14 protein-coding genes and 1 pseudogene are annotated in these 14,498 nt (G+C 73.2%); 7 read left to right on the top strand and 8 right to left on the bottom strand.

Features of this window, described 5'->3' with window-relative positions:
* Nucleotides 1–108: 108 nt before the first annotated feature.
* Complete coding sequence (locus AB0I21_RS27340; protein WP_360565322.1) at nucleotides 109–1,563, top strand: cellulose binding domain-containing protein; 1,455 nt, start codon at nucleotides 109–111, stop codon at nucleotides 1,561–1,563.
* A gap of 47 nt (nucleotides 1,564–1,610) precedes the next feature.
* On the top strand, nucleotides 1,611–1,952 hold the full coding sequence (locus AB0I21_RS27335) for a PadR family transcriptional regulator (protein ID WP_344502630.1): 342 nt from the start codon (nucleotides 1,611–1,613) through the stop codon (nucleotides 1,950–1,952).
* Between the two features lie 165 nt (nucleotides 1,953–2,117).
* Here AB0I21_RS27335 and AB0I21_RS27330 read toward each other — a convergent pair whose 3' ends face one another.
* On the bottom strand, nucleotides 2,118–2,558 hold the full coding sequence (locus AB0I21_RS27330; RefSeq protein ID WP_360565320.1) for a MarR family transcriptional regulator: 441 nt from the start codon (nucleotides 2,556–2,558) through the stop codon (nucleotides 2,118–2,120).
* A gap of 92 nt (nucleotides 2,559–2,650) precedes the next feature.
* On the opposite strand from AB0I21_RS27330, the gene AB0I21_RS27325 reads away from it, so the two are divergent.
* Nucleotides 2,651–3,022 carry a cupin domain-containing protein gene (locus tag AB0I21_RS27325; protein WP_344502632.1) on the top strand — a complete coding sequence of 124 codons (372 nt, stop codon included), beginning with the start codon at nucleotides 2,651–2,653 and terminating at the stop codon, nucleotides 3,020–3,022.
* Here the strand turns inward: AB0I21_RS27325 and AB0I21_RS27320 are convergent.
* Nucleotides 2,974–3,783, bottom strand: a complete 810-nt coding sequence (locus AB0I21_RS27320; protein WP_360565318.1) for an AraC family transcriptional regulator — start codon at nucleotides 3,781–3,783, stop codon at nucleotides 2,974–2,976. The two genes, AB0I21_RS27325 and AB0I21_RS27320, sit on opposite strands and share 49 nt — an antisense overlap.
* A 48-nt stretch (nucleotides 3,784–3,831) precedes the next feature.
* On the opposite strand from AB0I21_RS27320, the gene AB0I21_RS27315 reads away from it, so the two are divergent.
* Both AB0I21_RS27315 and AB0I21_RS27310 read left to right on the top strand, forming a co-directional pair.
* Nucleotides 3,832–4,251 carry a DUF2000 domain-containing protein gene (locus AB0I21_RS27315; protein WP_360565316.1) on the top strand — a complete coding sequence of 140 codons (420 nt, stop codon included), beginning with the start codon at nucleotides 3,832–3,834 and terminating at the stop codon, nucleotides 4,249–4,251.
* Between the two features lie 125 nt (nucleotides 4,252–4,376).
* Complete coding sequence (locus AB0I21_RS27310) at nucleotides 4,377–5,774, top strand: condensation domain-containing protein (RefSeq protein WP_360565315.1); 1,398 nt, start codon at nucleotides 4,377–4,379, stop codon at nucleotides 5,772–5,774.
* On the opposite strand, the gene AB0I21_RS27305 is transcribed toward AB0I21_RS27310, so the two are convergent.
* From AB0I21_RS27305 to AB0I21_RS27285, 5 genes and pseudogenes are all read right to left on the bottom strand, one after another.
* Nucleotides 5,746–6,501, bottom strand: a complete 756-nt coding sequence (locus AB0I21_RS27305) for a hypothetical protein (RefSeq protein ID WP_360565313.1) — start codon at nucleotides 6,499–6,501, stop codon at nucleotides 5,746–5,748. The genes AB0I21_RS27310 and AB0I21_RS27305 overlap by 29 nt on opposite strands.
* A 19-nt stretch (nucleotides 6,502–6,520) precedes the next feature.
* Nucleotides 6,521–6,673 (bottom strand): annotated as a pseudogene (locus tag AB0I21_RS27300) (sigma factor-like helix-turn-helix DNA-binding protein); the annotation flags it as partial.
* A 192-nt stretch (nucleotides 6,674–6,865) separates the two neighbouring features.
* On the bottom strand, nucleotides 6,866–7,285 hold the full coding sequence (locus tag AB0I21_RS27295) for a hypothetical protein (protein WP_360565311.1): 420 nt from the start codon (nucleotides 7,283–7,285) through the stop codon (nucleotides 6,866–6,868).
* Between the two features lie 88 nt (nucleotides 7,286–7,373).
* Nucleotides 7,374–8,258, bottom strand: coding sequence for an NAD(P)H-hydrate dehydratase (locus AB0I21_RS27290; RefSeq protein WP_360565309.1), 885 nt, complete (start codon nucleotides 8,256–8,258; stop codon nucleotides 7,374–7,376).
* Entirely contained in the window at nucleotides 8,245–8,970 is a 726-nt protein-coding gene (locus tag AB0I21_RS27285) for a histidine phosphatase family protein (protein WP_360565307.1), read from the bottom strand. Before AB0I21_RS27285 ends, AB0I21_RS27290 begins: the two co-directional genes overlap by 14 nt.
* Before the next feature lie 115 nt (nucleotides 8,971–9,085).
* On the opposite strand from AB0I21_RS27285, the gene AB0I21_RS27280 reads away from it, so the two are divergent.
* A complete protein-coding gene (locus tag AB0I21_RS27280) occupies nucleotides 9,086–9,607 on the top strand; it encodes an NPCBM/NEW2 domain-containing protein (protein WP_360565305.1) in 522 nt (173 codons plus the stop codon).
* 122 nt (nucleotides 9,608–9,729) lie between these two features.
* The gene (locus AB0I21_RS27275; protein WP_360565303.1) at nucleotides 9,730–10,524 is read left to right on the top strand and encodes an alpha/beta hydrolase; all 795 of its coding nucleotides are present in this window, start codon (nucleotides 9,730–9,732) and stop codon (nucleotides 10,522–10,524) included.
* Nucleotides 10,525–12,172: 1,648 nt separating this feature from the next.
* Here the strand turns inward: AB0I21_RS27275 and AB0I21_RS27270 are convergent.
* Nucleotides 12,173–14,125, bottom strand: a complete 1,953-nt coding sequence (locus AB0I21_RS27270) for a discoidin domain-containing protein (protein WP_360565301.1) — start codon at nucleotides 14,123–14,125, stop codon at nucleotides 12,173–12,175.
* Between the last annotated feature and the right edge of the window lie 373 nt (nucleotides 14,126–14,498).

Below are 14,498 nucleotides of genomic sequence, written 5' to 3'. Positions count from 1 at the left end.
CATTTCGTGTTGATAGCGCTCCCGTACCGGCGAGGCATTGACCAAGAGTTGTAAAGACTGTTAACTAATCAGCCAGACGAACGCTGCGATGCGGAACGAGGCTGGTCAATGCGGATCTCTCGCACGGTGCTGCCGGCTCTCACCGCCGCCGGCGCCGCGGTCCTGCTGCTCGCACCCCTGACCGCGGCCGCCGCGGCGGCGTCGCTGACGGCGACGTTCGCGCAGACGTCGGTGTGGGGCAGCGGGTACGGGGCCGAGTTCGCCGTCACCAACCGCGGCGACGCGGCGGCGAGCGGCTGGGTGGTCGAGTTCGACCTGCCGGCAGGGTCGGCGGTCAGCAGCTCGTGGGACTCGACCCGCACCAGCACCGGGCAGCACCACCGTTTCGCGAACGCCTCGTGGAACGGTGCCGTGGCCGCCGGCGCGACGGTCCGGTTCGGGTTCAACGTCAGCGGCACGGGGGTGCCGGTCAACTGCACCGTGAACGGCGCGCCGTGTGCGGGCGGTCCTGCACCCTCACCGTCTTCGCCCGCCCCGTCATCGCCCTCGCCTTCGCCGTCGCCGTCCTCGCCTTCGCCGTCGCCGTCCTCGCCGGGTGGGTCCACTGTGGACGTCTCCACGGCCGCGCAGCTCGAGGCGGCCCTGGCGGGGGCGCGGCCCGGCCAGACGATCCGGCTCGCGCCGGGGGTGTACGACGGGTCGTTCATCGGCACGACGCCCGGCACCGCGGCCGCGCCGATCACCGTCACCGGCCCGCGGACCGCCGTCCTGACCAACCCGGCAGGAGCTGGCAGCGGCCCGTCGTGCCCCGTGCCGACGCCCGGCTGGGACCCCGGCTACGGCTTCTGGCTCGCCGGCGCGCCGTACTGGCGGCTGAGCGGGTTCACCGTCGCGAACGCGAAGAAGGGCGTCGTCGTCGACGACTCGCCGCACGTCACGCTCGACGGCCTGTACGTGCACCACATCGGCGACGAGGGCGTCCACTTCAGACGGTCCTCTTCGGACGGAGTGCTCCGCGGCTCGACGATCGAGTACACCGGCACGGCGCAGCCCGCGTACGGCGAGGGCGTCTACCTCGGCTCCGCGAACTCGAACTGGGCCTGCCACGGCAACACCGGCGGCGTCGACCGCTCCGACCGGGTGCAGGTGCTCGACAACCGCATCGGCCCGTACGTGGCCGCGGAGCACATCGACGTCAAGGAAGGCACCGTCGACGGGGTGATCCGGGGCAACACGTTCGACGGGCGGGGCATCGCGGGGCAGAACTCCGCCGACTCGTGGGTCGACGTGAAGGGCACCGGCTACCTGATCCAGGGCAACACCGGCACGTTCGCGCCGCCCGGCACGTTCGCCAACGGGTACGAGACCCACAACCCGGTCGCCGGCTCCGGCTGCGGCAACGTGTGGCGGGACAACAGGTCCGACCTCGGCGGCGCCGGCCGCTACGCGGTCAACGTGACGTCGACCTCGAAGTGCGCCGGAAATCTCAACGTGGTCTACTCCTCCAACAGCGTCACCAACGCCACCGGAGGATTGACGAACATCTCCGTCACGAGCGGATGACCGATCGGTCGATGTCATATATCGATGAGCTGAATATAGTGATGGGCATGACTGGCGTACCGTTACGTGAACCGACGTTCCTCGTGCTGACCGCGCTCGCGGCCGAGCCGCAGCACGGCTACAGCGTCCTGGAGGACGTGCGGCGAATCTCCGACGACCGCGTCCGCCTCCAGGCCGGCACGCTCTACGGCATCCTCGACCGGCTCCGGGTGGACGGCCTCATCGAGGTCGACCGGGAGGAGGTCGTCGCGTCCCGGCTGCGCCGCTACTACCGGCTCACCGTCCCCGGCCGAGACCTGCTCAGCGCCGAGACCGACCGGCTGCACCGCAACGCCGCCGCCGCTGACCGGCGCCTCCGCCAGCTCCGCCTGGCCACCGACGCCGCCTGACCCCTTCCCCGCTCCGCTCACCCCGCGGTGATCGGATCGCGGATCCGGTCGCCATGACGACCAGATCCGCTACCTGATCGAGGACGGGCCGCTCAGGTGGCACTGATCCGCAGGAGCGACTCGCGGAGGCGGGCCAGCTCGTCCGCGCCCAGAAGGACGGGCCGCTCAGGTGGCACTGATCCGCAGGAGCGACTCGCGGAGGCGGGCCAGCTCGTCCGCGCCCAGCAGGGCCGCGAAGTCACCGTCGACCGCCGCCATCGCCGCCGGCGCGTCGGCGAGGAACGCCGTGCCACGGTCGGTCAGCGCCACGATCACCGCCCGCTGGTCGCTCGGGTCCGGACGGCTCGACACGTAACCGCTCGCCTCGAGCTCCTTCACCAGGCGGCCCGCCATCTGCCGGGTCATGCCGGCCTTCGCCGCCAGGTCCGTGATCCTGATGCCGGCCGGGTCCAGGCTCGTGATCACCGGCACGTGCCCGAGGCGGATCTCGCCGTGCCCGCCCGCCTGGAGCTTGGCCAGGGACGCCGCCTGGGCCCGCCGGTGCGCGTGCAGCAGCAGCCGGCCGAGCGGCAGCGCACGCAGTTCCTCGGGCGTGAGATCAGACATACGAAACCCCGTTTACAAAGTACGAAACCTGGTTTAGCTTTTGGGGACGGCCTTCAAGGAGACCTTGCAGGCGACCTTCAAGGGGGACAACTATGAGTATCGTCCGTGCGGCCGACGCGCCGCGATTCGAGCTCGACGGATCCAGGTTCACGGTGTTCTCGGGGCCCAGCAACGGGTCCCACCAGGTGTGCGCGTGGCGGCTGACCGTCGCCGCGGGCCACGAGTCGATGCCGCACAGCATCGATCGCGACGAGGTGTTCATGGTGCTGTCGGGGCAGCTGCGGGTCACGCCCGGCGGTGAGGTGCTCGGCGCCGGCGACTCGGTCGTCGTGCCGGCCGGCTCGCCGATCGCCGCCCACAACCCGGGCAGCGAGCCCGCCGAGGTGTACGTCTCGGTCGCCGCGGGGTTCACCGCCTACCGCGCCGACGGCAGCGTCTTCGGCACCCCACCGTGGGCCGCGTAGCGGGCCGGGGTGACCCCGACGTGCCGGACGAAGTGCCGGTGCAGGTGTGACTGATCGTGAAACCCGACCTCCGCGGCCACGTCCGCGGGGCGGCGGCCGCTGAGCAGCAGCCGGCGGGCCTGCTCGACCCGGCGGCCCACCAGGTACCGGTGCGGCGGCAGGCCGAAGGTCGCGGTGAACGACCGGACCAGGTGCCCCGGGTGGCACCCCAGCAGCGCGGCCGCCTCGACGAGGGTGACGCCCTCCCGGGTCCGCGCGTCGAGCAACTCCCGCAGCCCGCCCGCGACTCCCCGTGCGGGCGGGCCCGGAATTACGTGCCGGCCGAAATGTCCTTGCAGGCGGTCGCGGATCAGGGTCAGCCGGCTCTCCGCCTCCAGCTCCTCACCCGGCGCGTCCAGGGCCAGGTGGAGCTGGTGGATGCGCTGCCGCAGCAGCGGATCGTCGACGCCGGGACGGTCCACGGCGGCGCCGGCGAGGCCCGCGTCGAGGACGGTCGTGTCCAGGTACAGCACCCGCTTGCGGAACCCGTCGCCGGTCGCGGCCCGCCCGTCGTGCGGCACGTCCGGCGGCAGCAGCGTCACCGACGCGCCGGCCGCGCCGCGGTGGTGGCGGTCCAGGTCGAAGCGGATCGCGCCCTCGTCGACGATGAGCAGCGTCCACGCGTCGTGCACGTGCGGCGGGTACGCGTGGTCCACGAAGTGCGCGTGGAACACCTCGGCGATCCCGGGCACGCTGGGCCGCCACGCGGTGACGAGCTCCATGTGCACAACGTACAAGACCACCCCGGCCGGCCCGGGCACGCTGACGGCATGACGTCTCCCACGAAGATCGCGGTGCTGCTGCGGGACGACCTGGCGGTCTGGCAGCGCCTCAACGTCACCGCGTTCGTCGTCAGCGGCATCGCCGGCACCGCGCCGCAGCTGCTCGGCGAGGACTACGCCGACGCCGACGGCAACCGGTACCTGCCGATGTTCGGCCAGCCCGTCATGGTCTTCGAGGGCGACGCGACCACCCTCGCCGTGGCGCACCGCAGGGCCGTGCAGCACGCGGAACGGTCGGTCGCGTGTGCAACGTTCACGGAGGAGCTGTTCAAGACCGGCAACGACGAGGACAACCGGGCCGCCGTCCGGGCCGTGCACCAGGCAGATCTCCGGCTCGCCGGGATCGCGGTCCACGGGCCGCGCAACGCCGTCGACAGGATACTGAAAGGTGCGCGCCTGCATCGTTAGGCTCCGCCGCCATGAACCACGCGCCTGTTGAAGCCCCCGTCCCGGCCGCCGCTCGCGCCGAAGCCGATCACGTCCCGGCCGCCGCTCGTGCCGTGGCCGGTCACGTCCCGGCTGCCGCTTGTGCCGTGGCCGAGCACGTCCCGGTGGTCTTCGAAGGGCCGGGTGCCGGGAGCGGGCCGCTGTCCTGGGGGCAGATCGAGAGCTGGAACGCGGTCACGACCCTCGGCCACTGGATGCCGATCGGCGGCGCGCTGCCGGTGCGGCCCGGCACGACCGTCGAGGACCTCGCCGGCGAGCTGCGGCACCACCTGAGCCGGCACCCGTCGCTGCGGACGCTGCTGCGGATCCCGCCCGGCGGCGGCACCCCGACGCAGGAGGTCCACGCCTCCGGTTCGGCGACGCTGCAGGTGTACGACACGCGCGGCGCCGACCCGTCCGCCCTGGCCGATCTCGTCGCCGCGCGGTTCCGGGACGCGCCGCTCGACTTCACGGCCGAGTACCCGATCCGGATGGCGGCGGTGCTGCACGGCGGCGTGCCGAGTCACGTCGTCGCGCTCATCTCGCACTTCGCGGCCGACGGCGCCGGCGCGCAGGCGATGCTCCGCGACGTCGCCGCGCGGCCGGCCGCGCCGGTCGAGGGCCGGCAGCCCCTCGACCAGGCGCAGTGGCAGCTGTCCCCGGCCGGCCGCCGCCAGAACGAGGCCGCGCAGCGGCACTTCGAGTCCATCCTGCGGACGATGCCGCCGGCGCGCTTCCGCAAGCCTGTTGCGGCGCGGCGGCCGCGGTACTGGCGCGGCGTTCTCGACTCGGCGGCGCTGCCCCTGGCGTTGCGGGCGCTGACCGCGCGGACCGGCGCGGACCCGTCGGCGGTGCTGCTCGCCGTGTTCGCCCTCGCCGTGCACGCGACGTGCGGCGTCGACCCGGTCGTCGTCCGCCCCCTGGTCAGCAACCGCTTCCGCCCCGGCCTCGCCGACGTGGTCTGCACCGCCGTGCAGGCCGGCCTCTGCCAGGTGCCGGTCGCTGCCGGCTCCGCTGCGGCTGCCGGTTCCGTTGCCGGCTCCGCTGCGGCTGCCGGCTCCGTTGCCGGTTTCGCTGCCGGCGACGGGGGTTTCGAGGAGGTGCTGGCGCATGCGAAGCGGGCGACGATGAGTGCCTACAAGCACGCGTACTTCGACCAGCGGGACCTGTTCGCGCTCGTCGACCGGGTCGGCGCCGAGCGGGGCGAGCGGCTGGAGATCGGCTGCTTCCTCAACGACCGCCGCGACCCTCCGGCCGGTGCGGGCGGCCCGGCCCCGACGGCGGCGGAGATCGCGGCGGCGCTGCCGGGGACGGTGTTCGACTGGACGGTCCGCCGGGACGCGCCGGGCTTCGAGCCGATGATCCTCGACGTCGAGGACACCCCGGGCGGCCTGCGCTGCACCGCGCACACCGACACGGCGCACATCTCCCCGACCGACACCGCGGCGCTGCTGCACCACCTGGAGCGGATCGCGGTCACAGCGTCAGGTGCGCGGCACGGCTGAGGCCGACCAGCTGCGTCATGTCCAGCGGCGGCTCGGGCCGGGTCGTGGTGACGGCGCCGTCCGCGCCCGTATCGAAGTTCGCTGCGGTGACCCGGACGTGCACGCCGTCGCGCCGGTACGCGTCGACGGTGCGCCGCACGGCGCCGCCGCCGAGGTCGGCCGTGACCCGGACGACTGTGCCGTCCGCCTCCACGCTCCGCTCGCAGGTGCTGCCGGCGGCGCACCCGGCCCCGGCGGGCTCGGCCTCCTTCGACACCTCGGCGTCGACGCGGGACACGCCGGCGGCGTCGGCGACGACGACCGCCGCCACGAACCGGCCGCCGTCCGCGTGGAACGCCATCCCCCGCTCGCAGCTGATCGCGTCCTGCAGCGTCGCACCCGGCAGCGCCCGGCCGAGCGGCTCGGCAAGCGCCGGCGTCAGCATGCCCTCGGTCACGGCCTCGAGCCGCCGGGCCGCGTCCTCCGCCTCGGTGCTCGCCGGCGGCCGGGTGACCGCGCCGGTGGGCTCGCACGTCGCCGGCGGCTGCGCGGCGGCGCCGCCGTCGCGGTCCCGGTCCACGACCAGCGGCACGGCCGCCGCCGCGACGACCACCACCGCCGCGACGGCGACGAGCAGCCGGGTCCTGGTCCGGTGGCGGCGCGCCCGGCGCACGACGGCGTCGAGGTCGACGCGCGGCGGCGGGTGCGGCGGGTCGAGGCGGCGCAGTTCGTCGGTCAGCTGGTCCACGGTGACTCCTCCTGGACGGTCATGCGCTCCCGCAGCGTGTCGAGGGCCGCGCCGCCTGGCTCTTCACGGTGCCGGTGCGGCATCCGAGCTCCCGCGCGGTCTCCTCGACGGAGAGGTCGCAGCGGTACCGCAGCACGACCACGGCACGGCGGCGCGGCGGCAGCTCGTCGAGCAGCGCCACCCGCGCGTCGACGGCGCCGCTGCTGGTCCTGCCGCCCACGGCGGTACGCGATCCGGCGCAGCGCCGGCAGCCGTCCCGTCACGTACGCGCGACTAACCTCGACATCCGTTGCCACAACCACCTGACACCGACGGCGGCGTCCAGGGTTGCTCAGGATCCGCTACCGCTCCTGGGCGCGGTCCGCTACTGCTCCTGCTCGCGGAGCAGGTCGGCGAACTCCGGATACGACGAGTCCGACTTGGGGAGGATGCCGGCGGCGACCATCGCGGGACCGAGTTCCCGGCGCACGTCCGGGTCGTCGCACTCCAGGCCGAACTGGATGACCTCGGCGACGACCTCGGTCGTGCCGGCGCGGAAGACGGTGCCGCTGTCCACCTGGTACAGCCACGCGTCGAACCTGGGCTCGTCGCCGTCGACCACCCGCCGCAGCCAGCAGAACCCGCGGAAGCCGGACTCGTCCTGGTCGTCGTCGGACAGCCGGGCCTCCGCGTCGAGGTCCTCGCCGTCGTACAGCCGGCCGGCCACACGCAGCTGCTCACGCTCGACCGGGCTCAGGTCACCGGCGTCGGTGATCTCCCGCTCGTCCACGAATCGGCTCACCACGCCGCACAGCCAAGCGCACGCGACTTCCCGCGTCAACCACCCGCGCCGGCCCGCTGGCCGTGGGGCGGGGCTGCAAGCGGCTTGCGGGTCAGACGGTACCCAGGGTGTAGGCGACCTCGTCGAGGAGCTCGCGGGCCAGGAAACCGGTCCGGCCGTGGTGCGGTGCGAGGCGCTGGCCGCTGACCGCGTGCGCCCAGGTGCCCCAGCACGCGGCCTGCTCGGGGTCGGCGCCGCGGGCCAGCAGACCGGCGACCACCCCGGCGAGGACGTCGCCGCTGCCCGAGGTGCCGAGGCCGGCGTCGCCGCTCTCCTCGGTCCAGATGCCGCCTCCGGGTGCGGCGACCGTGCCGTACAGCGTGACCACCGCCGAACAGCGTCGCGCGACCTCCACGGCGACGGCCGCGAGGTCGTCGCCGGCGGCGCCGGGCCGTCCGAGTAGGTAGCCGGCCTCGGTGACGTTCGGCGTGAGCACGACGCGCATCCGGCGGCCGGCGAGGAGCCGCGGGTCGTGGCTGAGCGCGCCCAGCGCGTACGCGTCGAGGACCACGCCGGCGTCGGGGCGCACCGCGTCGAGGACCGCGCCGAGCAGGGTGGCGGTCTCGTCGATGTCGTCGAGTCCGGGGCCGATCGCGACGGCGTCGGCCTCGGCGGCGAGGTCGAGCAGCCGCTTCGGCACGTCTCCGGCCACGCTGCCGGACCTCGTCTCGGGCAACCCGACGACGGCGGCCTCGGGCACCGCGATGCTCAGCGCGGTCGCGGTACCTTCGGTGACCGCGAGCTGCAAGCGTCCTGCACCGGCCCGCAGCGACGCGACCCCCGCGAGGAGGACGGCGCCCGGCGTGGAGCGGGAGCCGCCGATGACGAGCACCGTGCCGCGGCCCTCCTTGCCGGCCGTCCCCGCCTTCGCGGTCCCCGGCAGCGGCCAGTCGCGGAGCAGGCCCGGCGTGATGGTGCGCGGTTCAGATGTCGGCATTGACGTCCTCCTGCCGCGTCGCCGGGGTGCCCTCGCGGTGCAGGTGCTCCACGGCGTTGAAGCGTTCGGGCCGCAGCCGCTCGCCGTCGGAGCGCCAGCTGCTGATCGAGCAGTTGCCGAGCGCGCTTTCCCGGGAGAGCCGCATCAGGGTCGCTTCGTCGAGGCCTTCGACGAGGTACCGCACGAGCATGACGATCGCCTCGTGGCCGAACAGGACGACCCGGCCGCCCGGGTGCGCGCCCCGCACGTCGCCGAGTAGCGACCGCAGCCGCAGCAGCACGTCGGCCCAGGACTCGCCGCCCGGCGGCCGGTAGTAGAACTTGCCGAGCCGGCGGCGCCGGGCGGCCTCCACCGGCAGCCGCGCCTCGACGCCGCGGGCGGTGAGCAGGTCGAGGACGCCGAGCTCCCGGTCGCGGAGCCGCTCGTCGAGCACGGCCGGGACGTCCATCCCGGCCAGCGCCAGCTCGGCGGTCTGCCTCGTCCGCAGGTACGGCGAGACGACCGCCACCTGGGGACGCTCGTGCACAGGCAGGCCGGCGAGCCACTGCCCGACGGCCTGCGCCTGCTCGCGGCCGAGCCCGGACAGCGGGACGTCGGCGTCACGTTCCGGGATGGCGATCTCCTCGAGTCCACCCGCCTCGGCCTCTTGCGCAAGCACGTTTCCGGTCGACTGGCCGTGCCGGACGACGCCGAGCCACTGAAGATCCGCCATGTCCTACCTGTTGCCCGCCTGGATTCCGTTCACACAGGGACTCTGACAAGATCGGAGCTTCGTTTCTCGGGGGGGTGCGCGCAACGATGCTCGCACGCCCTCGCCGGCCATCCGGGTGCTGAGCACCCTCGCGTTCGTGGCCGGCCTGTTCGCCATCTGCGCCGGCACGGTCGCGCCGTGGGTGAACGGGTTCCGCGACGAGATGACGACGGCGGCGAGGGGCGACATGCCGCTGCACGACGCCGGCCGGACCGCCTCCGACCAGGGCTCCTCGGGCCGCGCCTACGACAGCACCCTCAACGGCGTCCACTTCGCCGACTCGACCGGCTTCTGGGTCGGCTGCGAGGGCAAGCCGTCGGCGGTGACGTTTGCGCTGGACGGCAAGTTCAAGCGCTTCACCGGTACCGCCGGACTCGACGCCATCACACCGAAGGACGTCGTCATCAAGCTGGTCGTCGAGGTCGACGGCAAGGACGCGGCGACGGTGTCCGTGAGCCGGACGTCCTCGGCACCGCTCGACGTCGACGTCACCGCCGCCCGCACGCTGACCCTGTCCGCGCTGCGCACGAAGGGCACCTGCGGCAACGCCACCCGCCCGTACGGCGCCGTCGGCGACGCGCTGCTGCACCAGTCCTGACCTCCGGCACCCGTCCTCAGCCGCGCAGCGGCGTCGACGAGCGGGCCGGCCACGTGTCTAGGCCCGAGCGCCTTCTCGTCGTCCACGCCGAAATTGTCGTACCTCTCGGGCACGATGCTGGCATGCACCTCGTCACGCACGGCGCCGGCACCCCGGTGCTCGCCCTGCACGGCTGGACCGTCGACCACCGCATCATGTCCGGCTGCCTGGAGCCCCTCTTCACCCGCCGCCCCGGCTACCGGCGGCTCTACCCCGACCTGCCCGGCATGGGCCGCACCCCCGCCGGCACCGCCACCACCACCGACGACATCCTCGCCGCCGTCCTGACCCTCATCGGCGCCGTCCTGGGCGCCGCGCCGTTCCTCCTCATCGGCGAGTCCTTCGGCGGCTACCTGGCCCGCGCCGTCGCCCGCGCCCTGCCCGACCAGGTCCTCGGCCTGGCCCTCCTCTGCCCCGTCGGCCAGACCCTCGACCGCGACCTTCGGGTCCGCCCGCCGCACCAGGTGCTGCGCTCCACCCCAGGCCTCCTCGACGACCTCGACCCCACCACCCGGGCCGCCTACACCGACGGAGCCGTCGTCCAGACCCCGCAGACGCTGCACCGCTTCCACGACGAGATCGCGCCCGCCATCCAGCTCACCGACCACGCGGCGATCGCCCGCTTCGAGCAGCGCTGGCACCTGACCGACGGACCGGAGGGCCCGGCACCGTTCGGACGCCCGACGCTGATCCTGTGCGGCCGCCAGGACTCGTCCGTCGGCTACGCCGACCAGTACGCACTGCTCCCCCACTACCCGCGCGCCACGTTCGCCGTCCTCGACGTCGCCGGCCACAACCTCCAGATCGACCAGCCCACCCTGTTCGAGGCCCTGATGGACGAGTGGCTCGACCGCTGCACCGCCGAGCCGCCCATGTGACCACACTCCACACCCCGCTGGCCGCCCGTCGAATCAGCGCCCCGCCACACCCCGTAATCCGCCGACGCACGCCCGAGGTCTTCGGCCGGAGACGGTGTTGCGTGCGCTGCTCCTGCGACGCCCGACGGGCCGTGCCCGACCACATGCTGCGGCAGCCCAGCGACGCCACCTGCCCCCGACGAATGGCACCGGCAATGCTGCCAGCGGGCGCCACCTCCAGCAGCGGCATGCGGCAACGACCTCAGAACAACCGACCGACACCAACGACCCCCGTCCACAGCGCAACCAGCAGGCACCACCACCAGCAACGGCTGACTGCGGTGGCGGGCAGTCTCAGGTGGACCGACACGCCGACGGTCCACGTCATCGGCGCGGCTGGCGGGCACTGCCACCGGTAGCGCCTAGCTGCTGACGGCAGGCGCCCCAGGAGGGCCGGCGGCGACGACGACCTATGTCCGCAGTGCGACCAGCAGGCGCCACCTCGAGCAGCGGCTGGTGCGGCGGCTGGCTGCCGGCGGCGGGCAGCCTCAGGAGGACCGACACGCCGACGGTCCACGTCATCGGCGCGGCTGGCGGGCACTGCCACCGGTAGCGCCTAGCTGCTGACGGCAGGCGCCCCAGGAGGGCCAGCGGCGACGACGACCTACGTCCGCAGTGCGACCAGCAGGCGCCACCTCGAACAGCGGCTGGTGCGGCGGCTGACTGCCGGTGGCGGGCAGCCTCAGAAGAACGGCGGCGCCGACGGTCCACATCGACGGCGCGACCGGCGGGCACTGCCATGGGTAGCGGCTGACGGCGGGCGTGGGCGGGGGCCCAGGGGGACCGGCGGCGTCAACGGGCACGTCGGCGGCGCGGCCAACGGGTTCTGCCCCGGTAGCGGCCGGCGGGGTCAGGATGACCAGCTGTGCCAGCGGGCTCCGGTAATGGCGTCGGCGGAGCGGCCAGCGGTTGCTGCCTCCAACAGCGGCAAGCGGCAAGCGATCCTCGAGGACCGGCGGCGTCGACAACCCACGTCAGCAGCCCGGCCGCCTGGTGCCGTCTCAGCAACGGTCGGCGGCAGTCGGCCCTAGACGGCCAGCGGCGTCGACGATCCACGTCAGCAGCGCGGCCGCCTGGTGCCGTTTCAGCAACGGCTGGCGGCAGTCGGCCCAGGCGAGCCGGCGGCGTCGACGATTCGCGTTGGCAGTGCGCGACGAGGCTGTCCAATGCGGTGACCAGTTGGAGGCATGGGCTCTGCCCGGGCACACCGCCAGTGATCCCGTGCGGTTTGGTAGCCGGGGCTACCGGAACCGCACGGGATCATGAGACGGCCACCGGTGGAGCATCACGGGCGCCGCAAGATTCTCATGATCCGGAAGACTTATCGCTGCTATAACGACAAAAAGTCTTCCGGATCATGGGGAACGGCGGAGGGCGACCACCCGATGCGGCGCGCATGCGGCGCTTGGTCTGCCTCGCGTCTCGGCGCGGGCAGTGCGTCGCGGAGCGGCGCATTGGGGTGCGGGTGAGAATCCCCGCCGGGCCCCGCCGCGGCAGCGGTGGGGGGAAGTCCAGCATTACAGCGTTGCAGCGGGCGGGTGGCGGCCGGACGCCTGGTCGCCACCCGCCCTGGGCCCCGACCGTCGGCGTCGGTCAGGGGGGTTCGGGGTCAGCCCGTGTAGACGCGGAACTCCGAGACCTGGCCGGCGGGCCAGCCGGTGTTGGCGGTGAAGTTCAGGCGGAGGTAGCGGACGCTGGTGGTGTTGGGCAGGGTGATGGTGACGGTGTTGCCGGTCGACTGGTTGAACGTGTAGGTGGCGGAGCCGACGATCGTCGTGCCGGTGGCGCCGTCGGTGACGGACAGCGTCTGGTTGCGGGTGCCCCAGTTCGACGGCAGCGTGAGCACGACGCGGCGGGCGGCGGTGGCGGCGCCGAGGTCGACCTGGAGCCACTGCGGCCAGGCGTTGTTGGCGCTCTCCCAGTAGGTGCCGGTGTTGCCGTCGACGGCGTTGCCGCTGCCGTACACCTGGGTGTGGCTGCTCTCCGACGTGGGGCGGCCCTGAGCCAGGTTGGTGTTCGTGTTCGGCGGCGGCGCGGTGGTGACGGTGACGGCGTTGGAGGCGCCGGACGTGTTGCCGGCCGCGTCGTAGGCGGCGACGGTGAAGGTGTACGAGGTCGACGCGGTCAGGCCGGTGGCGGTGAAAGCGAGCGTGCCGGTGGTGCCGATCGCGGTCGAGCCGGAGCCGTTGACGCGGGACACGCGGTAGCCGGCGACGCCGACGTTGTCGGTGGAGGCGTTCCAGGCGAGCGCGACGGTGGTGTCGGTGCTGCCGGTGACGCGCAGGTTGCCGGGGACGCTCGGCGCGGTCTGGTCCGGGCCGGTCGGGAACGGCACCGTGAAGCGGGTCGCGGTCAGGGCGACCTGGCCCTTCAGCATCCGGCCGCCGTCGTTGGTGAGGCGCAGGTAGTAGTCCGACGAGCAGGGGGTGCCGTCCTCGTCGAGGGCGCGCATCCCGGAGTTCGTCGGCTGCCACGCGGCGCTCTCGGCGGTCTTCGCGATCTGGTTGCCCTCGTTGAACTCGTCGAACATGGAGATGTAGACGCTCTGTACGCCGGCGCGGGTGTGGTTGTAGAACTGGCGCCACATCAGCTCGCCGTGGCGGCGGTGGCCGGCGGCGAGGTCGCCGGGGATGACGCACGGCTGGTAGTCGATGCCGCGGGCGTTGAGGTCGGCGAGGTCGGGCAGGACGCGGTTGGTGTAGAACCAGTCGGCGCCGTTGTTGTCGCTGATCCGGCCGACCATCCACGGCGAGATCATGTTGAACGCGTGGTACACGTCGATGAACCCGGCGCGGGAGTCGTCGGTGCCGAGGCGCCAGTGGGTCGGGACGCCGCCGATCACGTAGCAGCCCTGGCCCTTGAACCAGTTGATGACGTCGAGGCACTGCGCGGGCGTGAACGGGCGGCCGTCGTCGTTGAAGCCGAAGCCCCAGATGCACACGACGGGCTTGCCGTTCTGGCGGGCGTAGGCGGAGGAGGCGGTGTACGCCGACATCTTCGTCGTCCAGTCGGTCTTGATCTCCGACTGCATGGTCAGCCACCAGGTGACGTCGTACATGATGTAGAACTTGCGGCCGGTCGCCTCCGCGGCGGAGCGGACCTTCGCCGCCATCGCGTCCCGGGTCGGTCCTTCGCCACCGAACGGGTTGAAGCGCTGCAACGCCGCGACGTCGCAGCCGTTCTGCTGCATCCAGCGGAAGTGGGTGTCCACGGTCTGCTGGTCGTAGGAGGAGAAGAGGTTGGCCGGCTGGCCGTTGCCCAGGTTGGCGAAGTTGCTGCGGTACCCGCGGGTGAAGTCGCGCATGTCGGGCCAGCAGGTGATCGAGCAGGCCCCGGGGGCCGGCGGCTGCGACCAGTTGGGGCTGTAGTGCCACCAGCCGTTGATCGGGGCGCCGTCGCCCGGGGCGGCGAACCAGCCCTGGTAGCCGACGGTGACCTTGCCGACGACGTCGCCGGGCGGGCTCGCGGCCTCGGCCGGTTGGGTGGCGGCCGCGATCGGCAGGGCGGTGGCGGCCGTCCCGGCGAGCGCGGTGGTGATGACGGAGCGGCGGGAAACTCCCATGTGGACTCCTCGGGTGTGCCCGTCGGGGCGTCCGGGGTCCCGCGCGCACGGTCGGCGGCGCCGGCCCGATGGCGGTCGGGCCCGCGAACGGCACCGCGGCCCGTGCCGCGAATGGCGCTGCGGCTGGTGCTCCGGGCTCGCGTTGCGGCTGGTGCTGACGACGGTGCGGCGGGACGGCTGACTGACGACGGGGCGGGCGGGGCTTGTATTGGCGGTGCAGCGGGCAGGCGGACCCGCGGACCGGCACTGAGCAGCCCACGCGGTGTCACGGCGCGGTTGGCGGTGCTGCCGATGTCGGCTTCTGGGCTGGAATCCTGCCAGCAACCCGCAGCTTCACGCAATACTTCGATGCGATCCTCGCAAGATTTCGACG

Origin of the sequence: Dactylosporangium sp. NPDC050588 (genome assembly GCF_040654975.1) — a bacterium.
GTDB classification, from domain to species: Bacteria; Actinomycetota; Actinomycetes; order Mycobacteriales; family Micromonosporaceae; genus Dactylosporangium; species Dactylosporangium maewongense.
Note: the sequence above shows the minus strand (reverse complement) of the source record. Positions and strands in the feature narration are given on the sequence as shown.

Bases quoted from the DNA above. Each gene is read 5' to 3' on its own strand.
- AB0I21_RS27325 (WP_344502632.1), top strand. From the start codon at position 2,651: ATGAGTATCGTCCGTGCGGCCGACGCGCCGCGATTCGAGCTCGACGGA.
- AB0I21_RS27330 (WP_360565320.1), bottom strand. From the start codon at position 2,558: ATGTCTGATCTCACGCCCGAGGAACTGCGTGCGCTGCCGCTCGGCCGG.
- AB0I21_RS27275 (WP_360565303.1), top strand. From the start codon at position 9,730: ATGCACCTCGTCACGCACGGCGCCGGCACCCCGGTGCTCGCCCTGCAC.
- AB0I21_RS27290 (WP_360565309.1), bottom strand. From the start codon at position 8,258: ATGCCGACATCTGAACCGCGCACCATCACGCCGGGCCTGCTCCGCGAC.
- AB0I21_RS27270 (WP_360565301.1), bottom strand. From the start codon at position 14,125: ATGGGAGTTTCCCGCCGCTCCGTCATCACCACCGCGCTCGCCGGGACG.
- AB0I21_RS27285 (WP_360565307.1), bottom strand. From the start codon at position 8,970: ATGGCGGATCTTCAGTGGCTCGGCGTCGTCCGGCACGGCCAGTCGACC.
- AB0I21_RS27320 (WP_360565318.1), bottom strand. From the start codon at position 3,783: ATGGAGCTCGTCACCGCGTGGCGGCCCAGCGTGCCCGGGATCGCCGAG.
- AB0I21_RS27315 (WP_360565316.1), top strand. From the start codon at position 3,832: ATGACGTCTCCCACGAAGATCGCGGTGCTGCTGCGGGACGACCTGGCG.
- AB0I21_RS27340 (WP_360565322.1), top strand. From the start codon at position 109: ATGCGGATCTCTCGCACGGTGCTGCCGGCTCTCACCGCCGCCGGCGCC.
- AB0I21_RS27335 (WP_344502630.1), top strand. From the start codon at position 1,611: ATGACTGGCGTACCGTTACGTGAACCGACGTTCCTCGTGCTGACCGCG.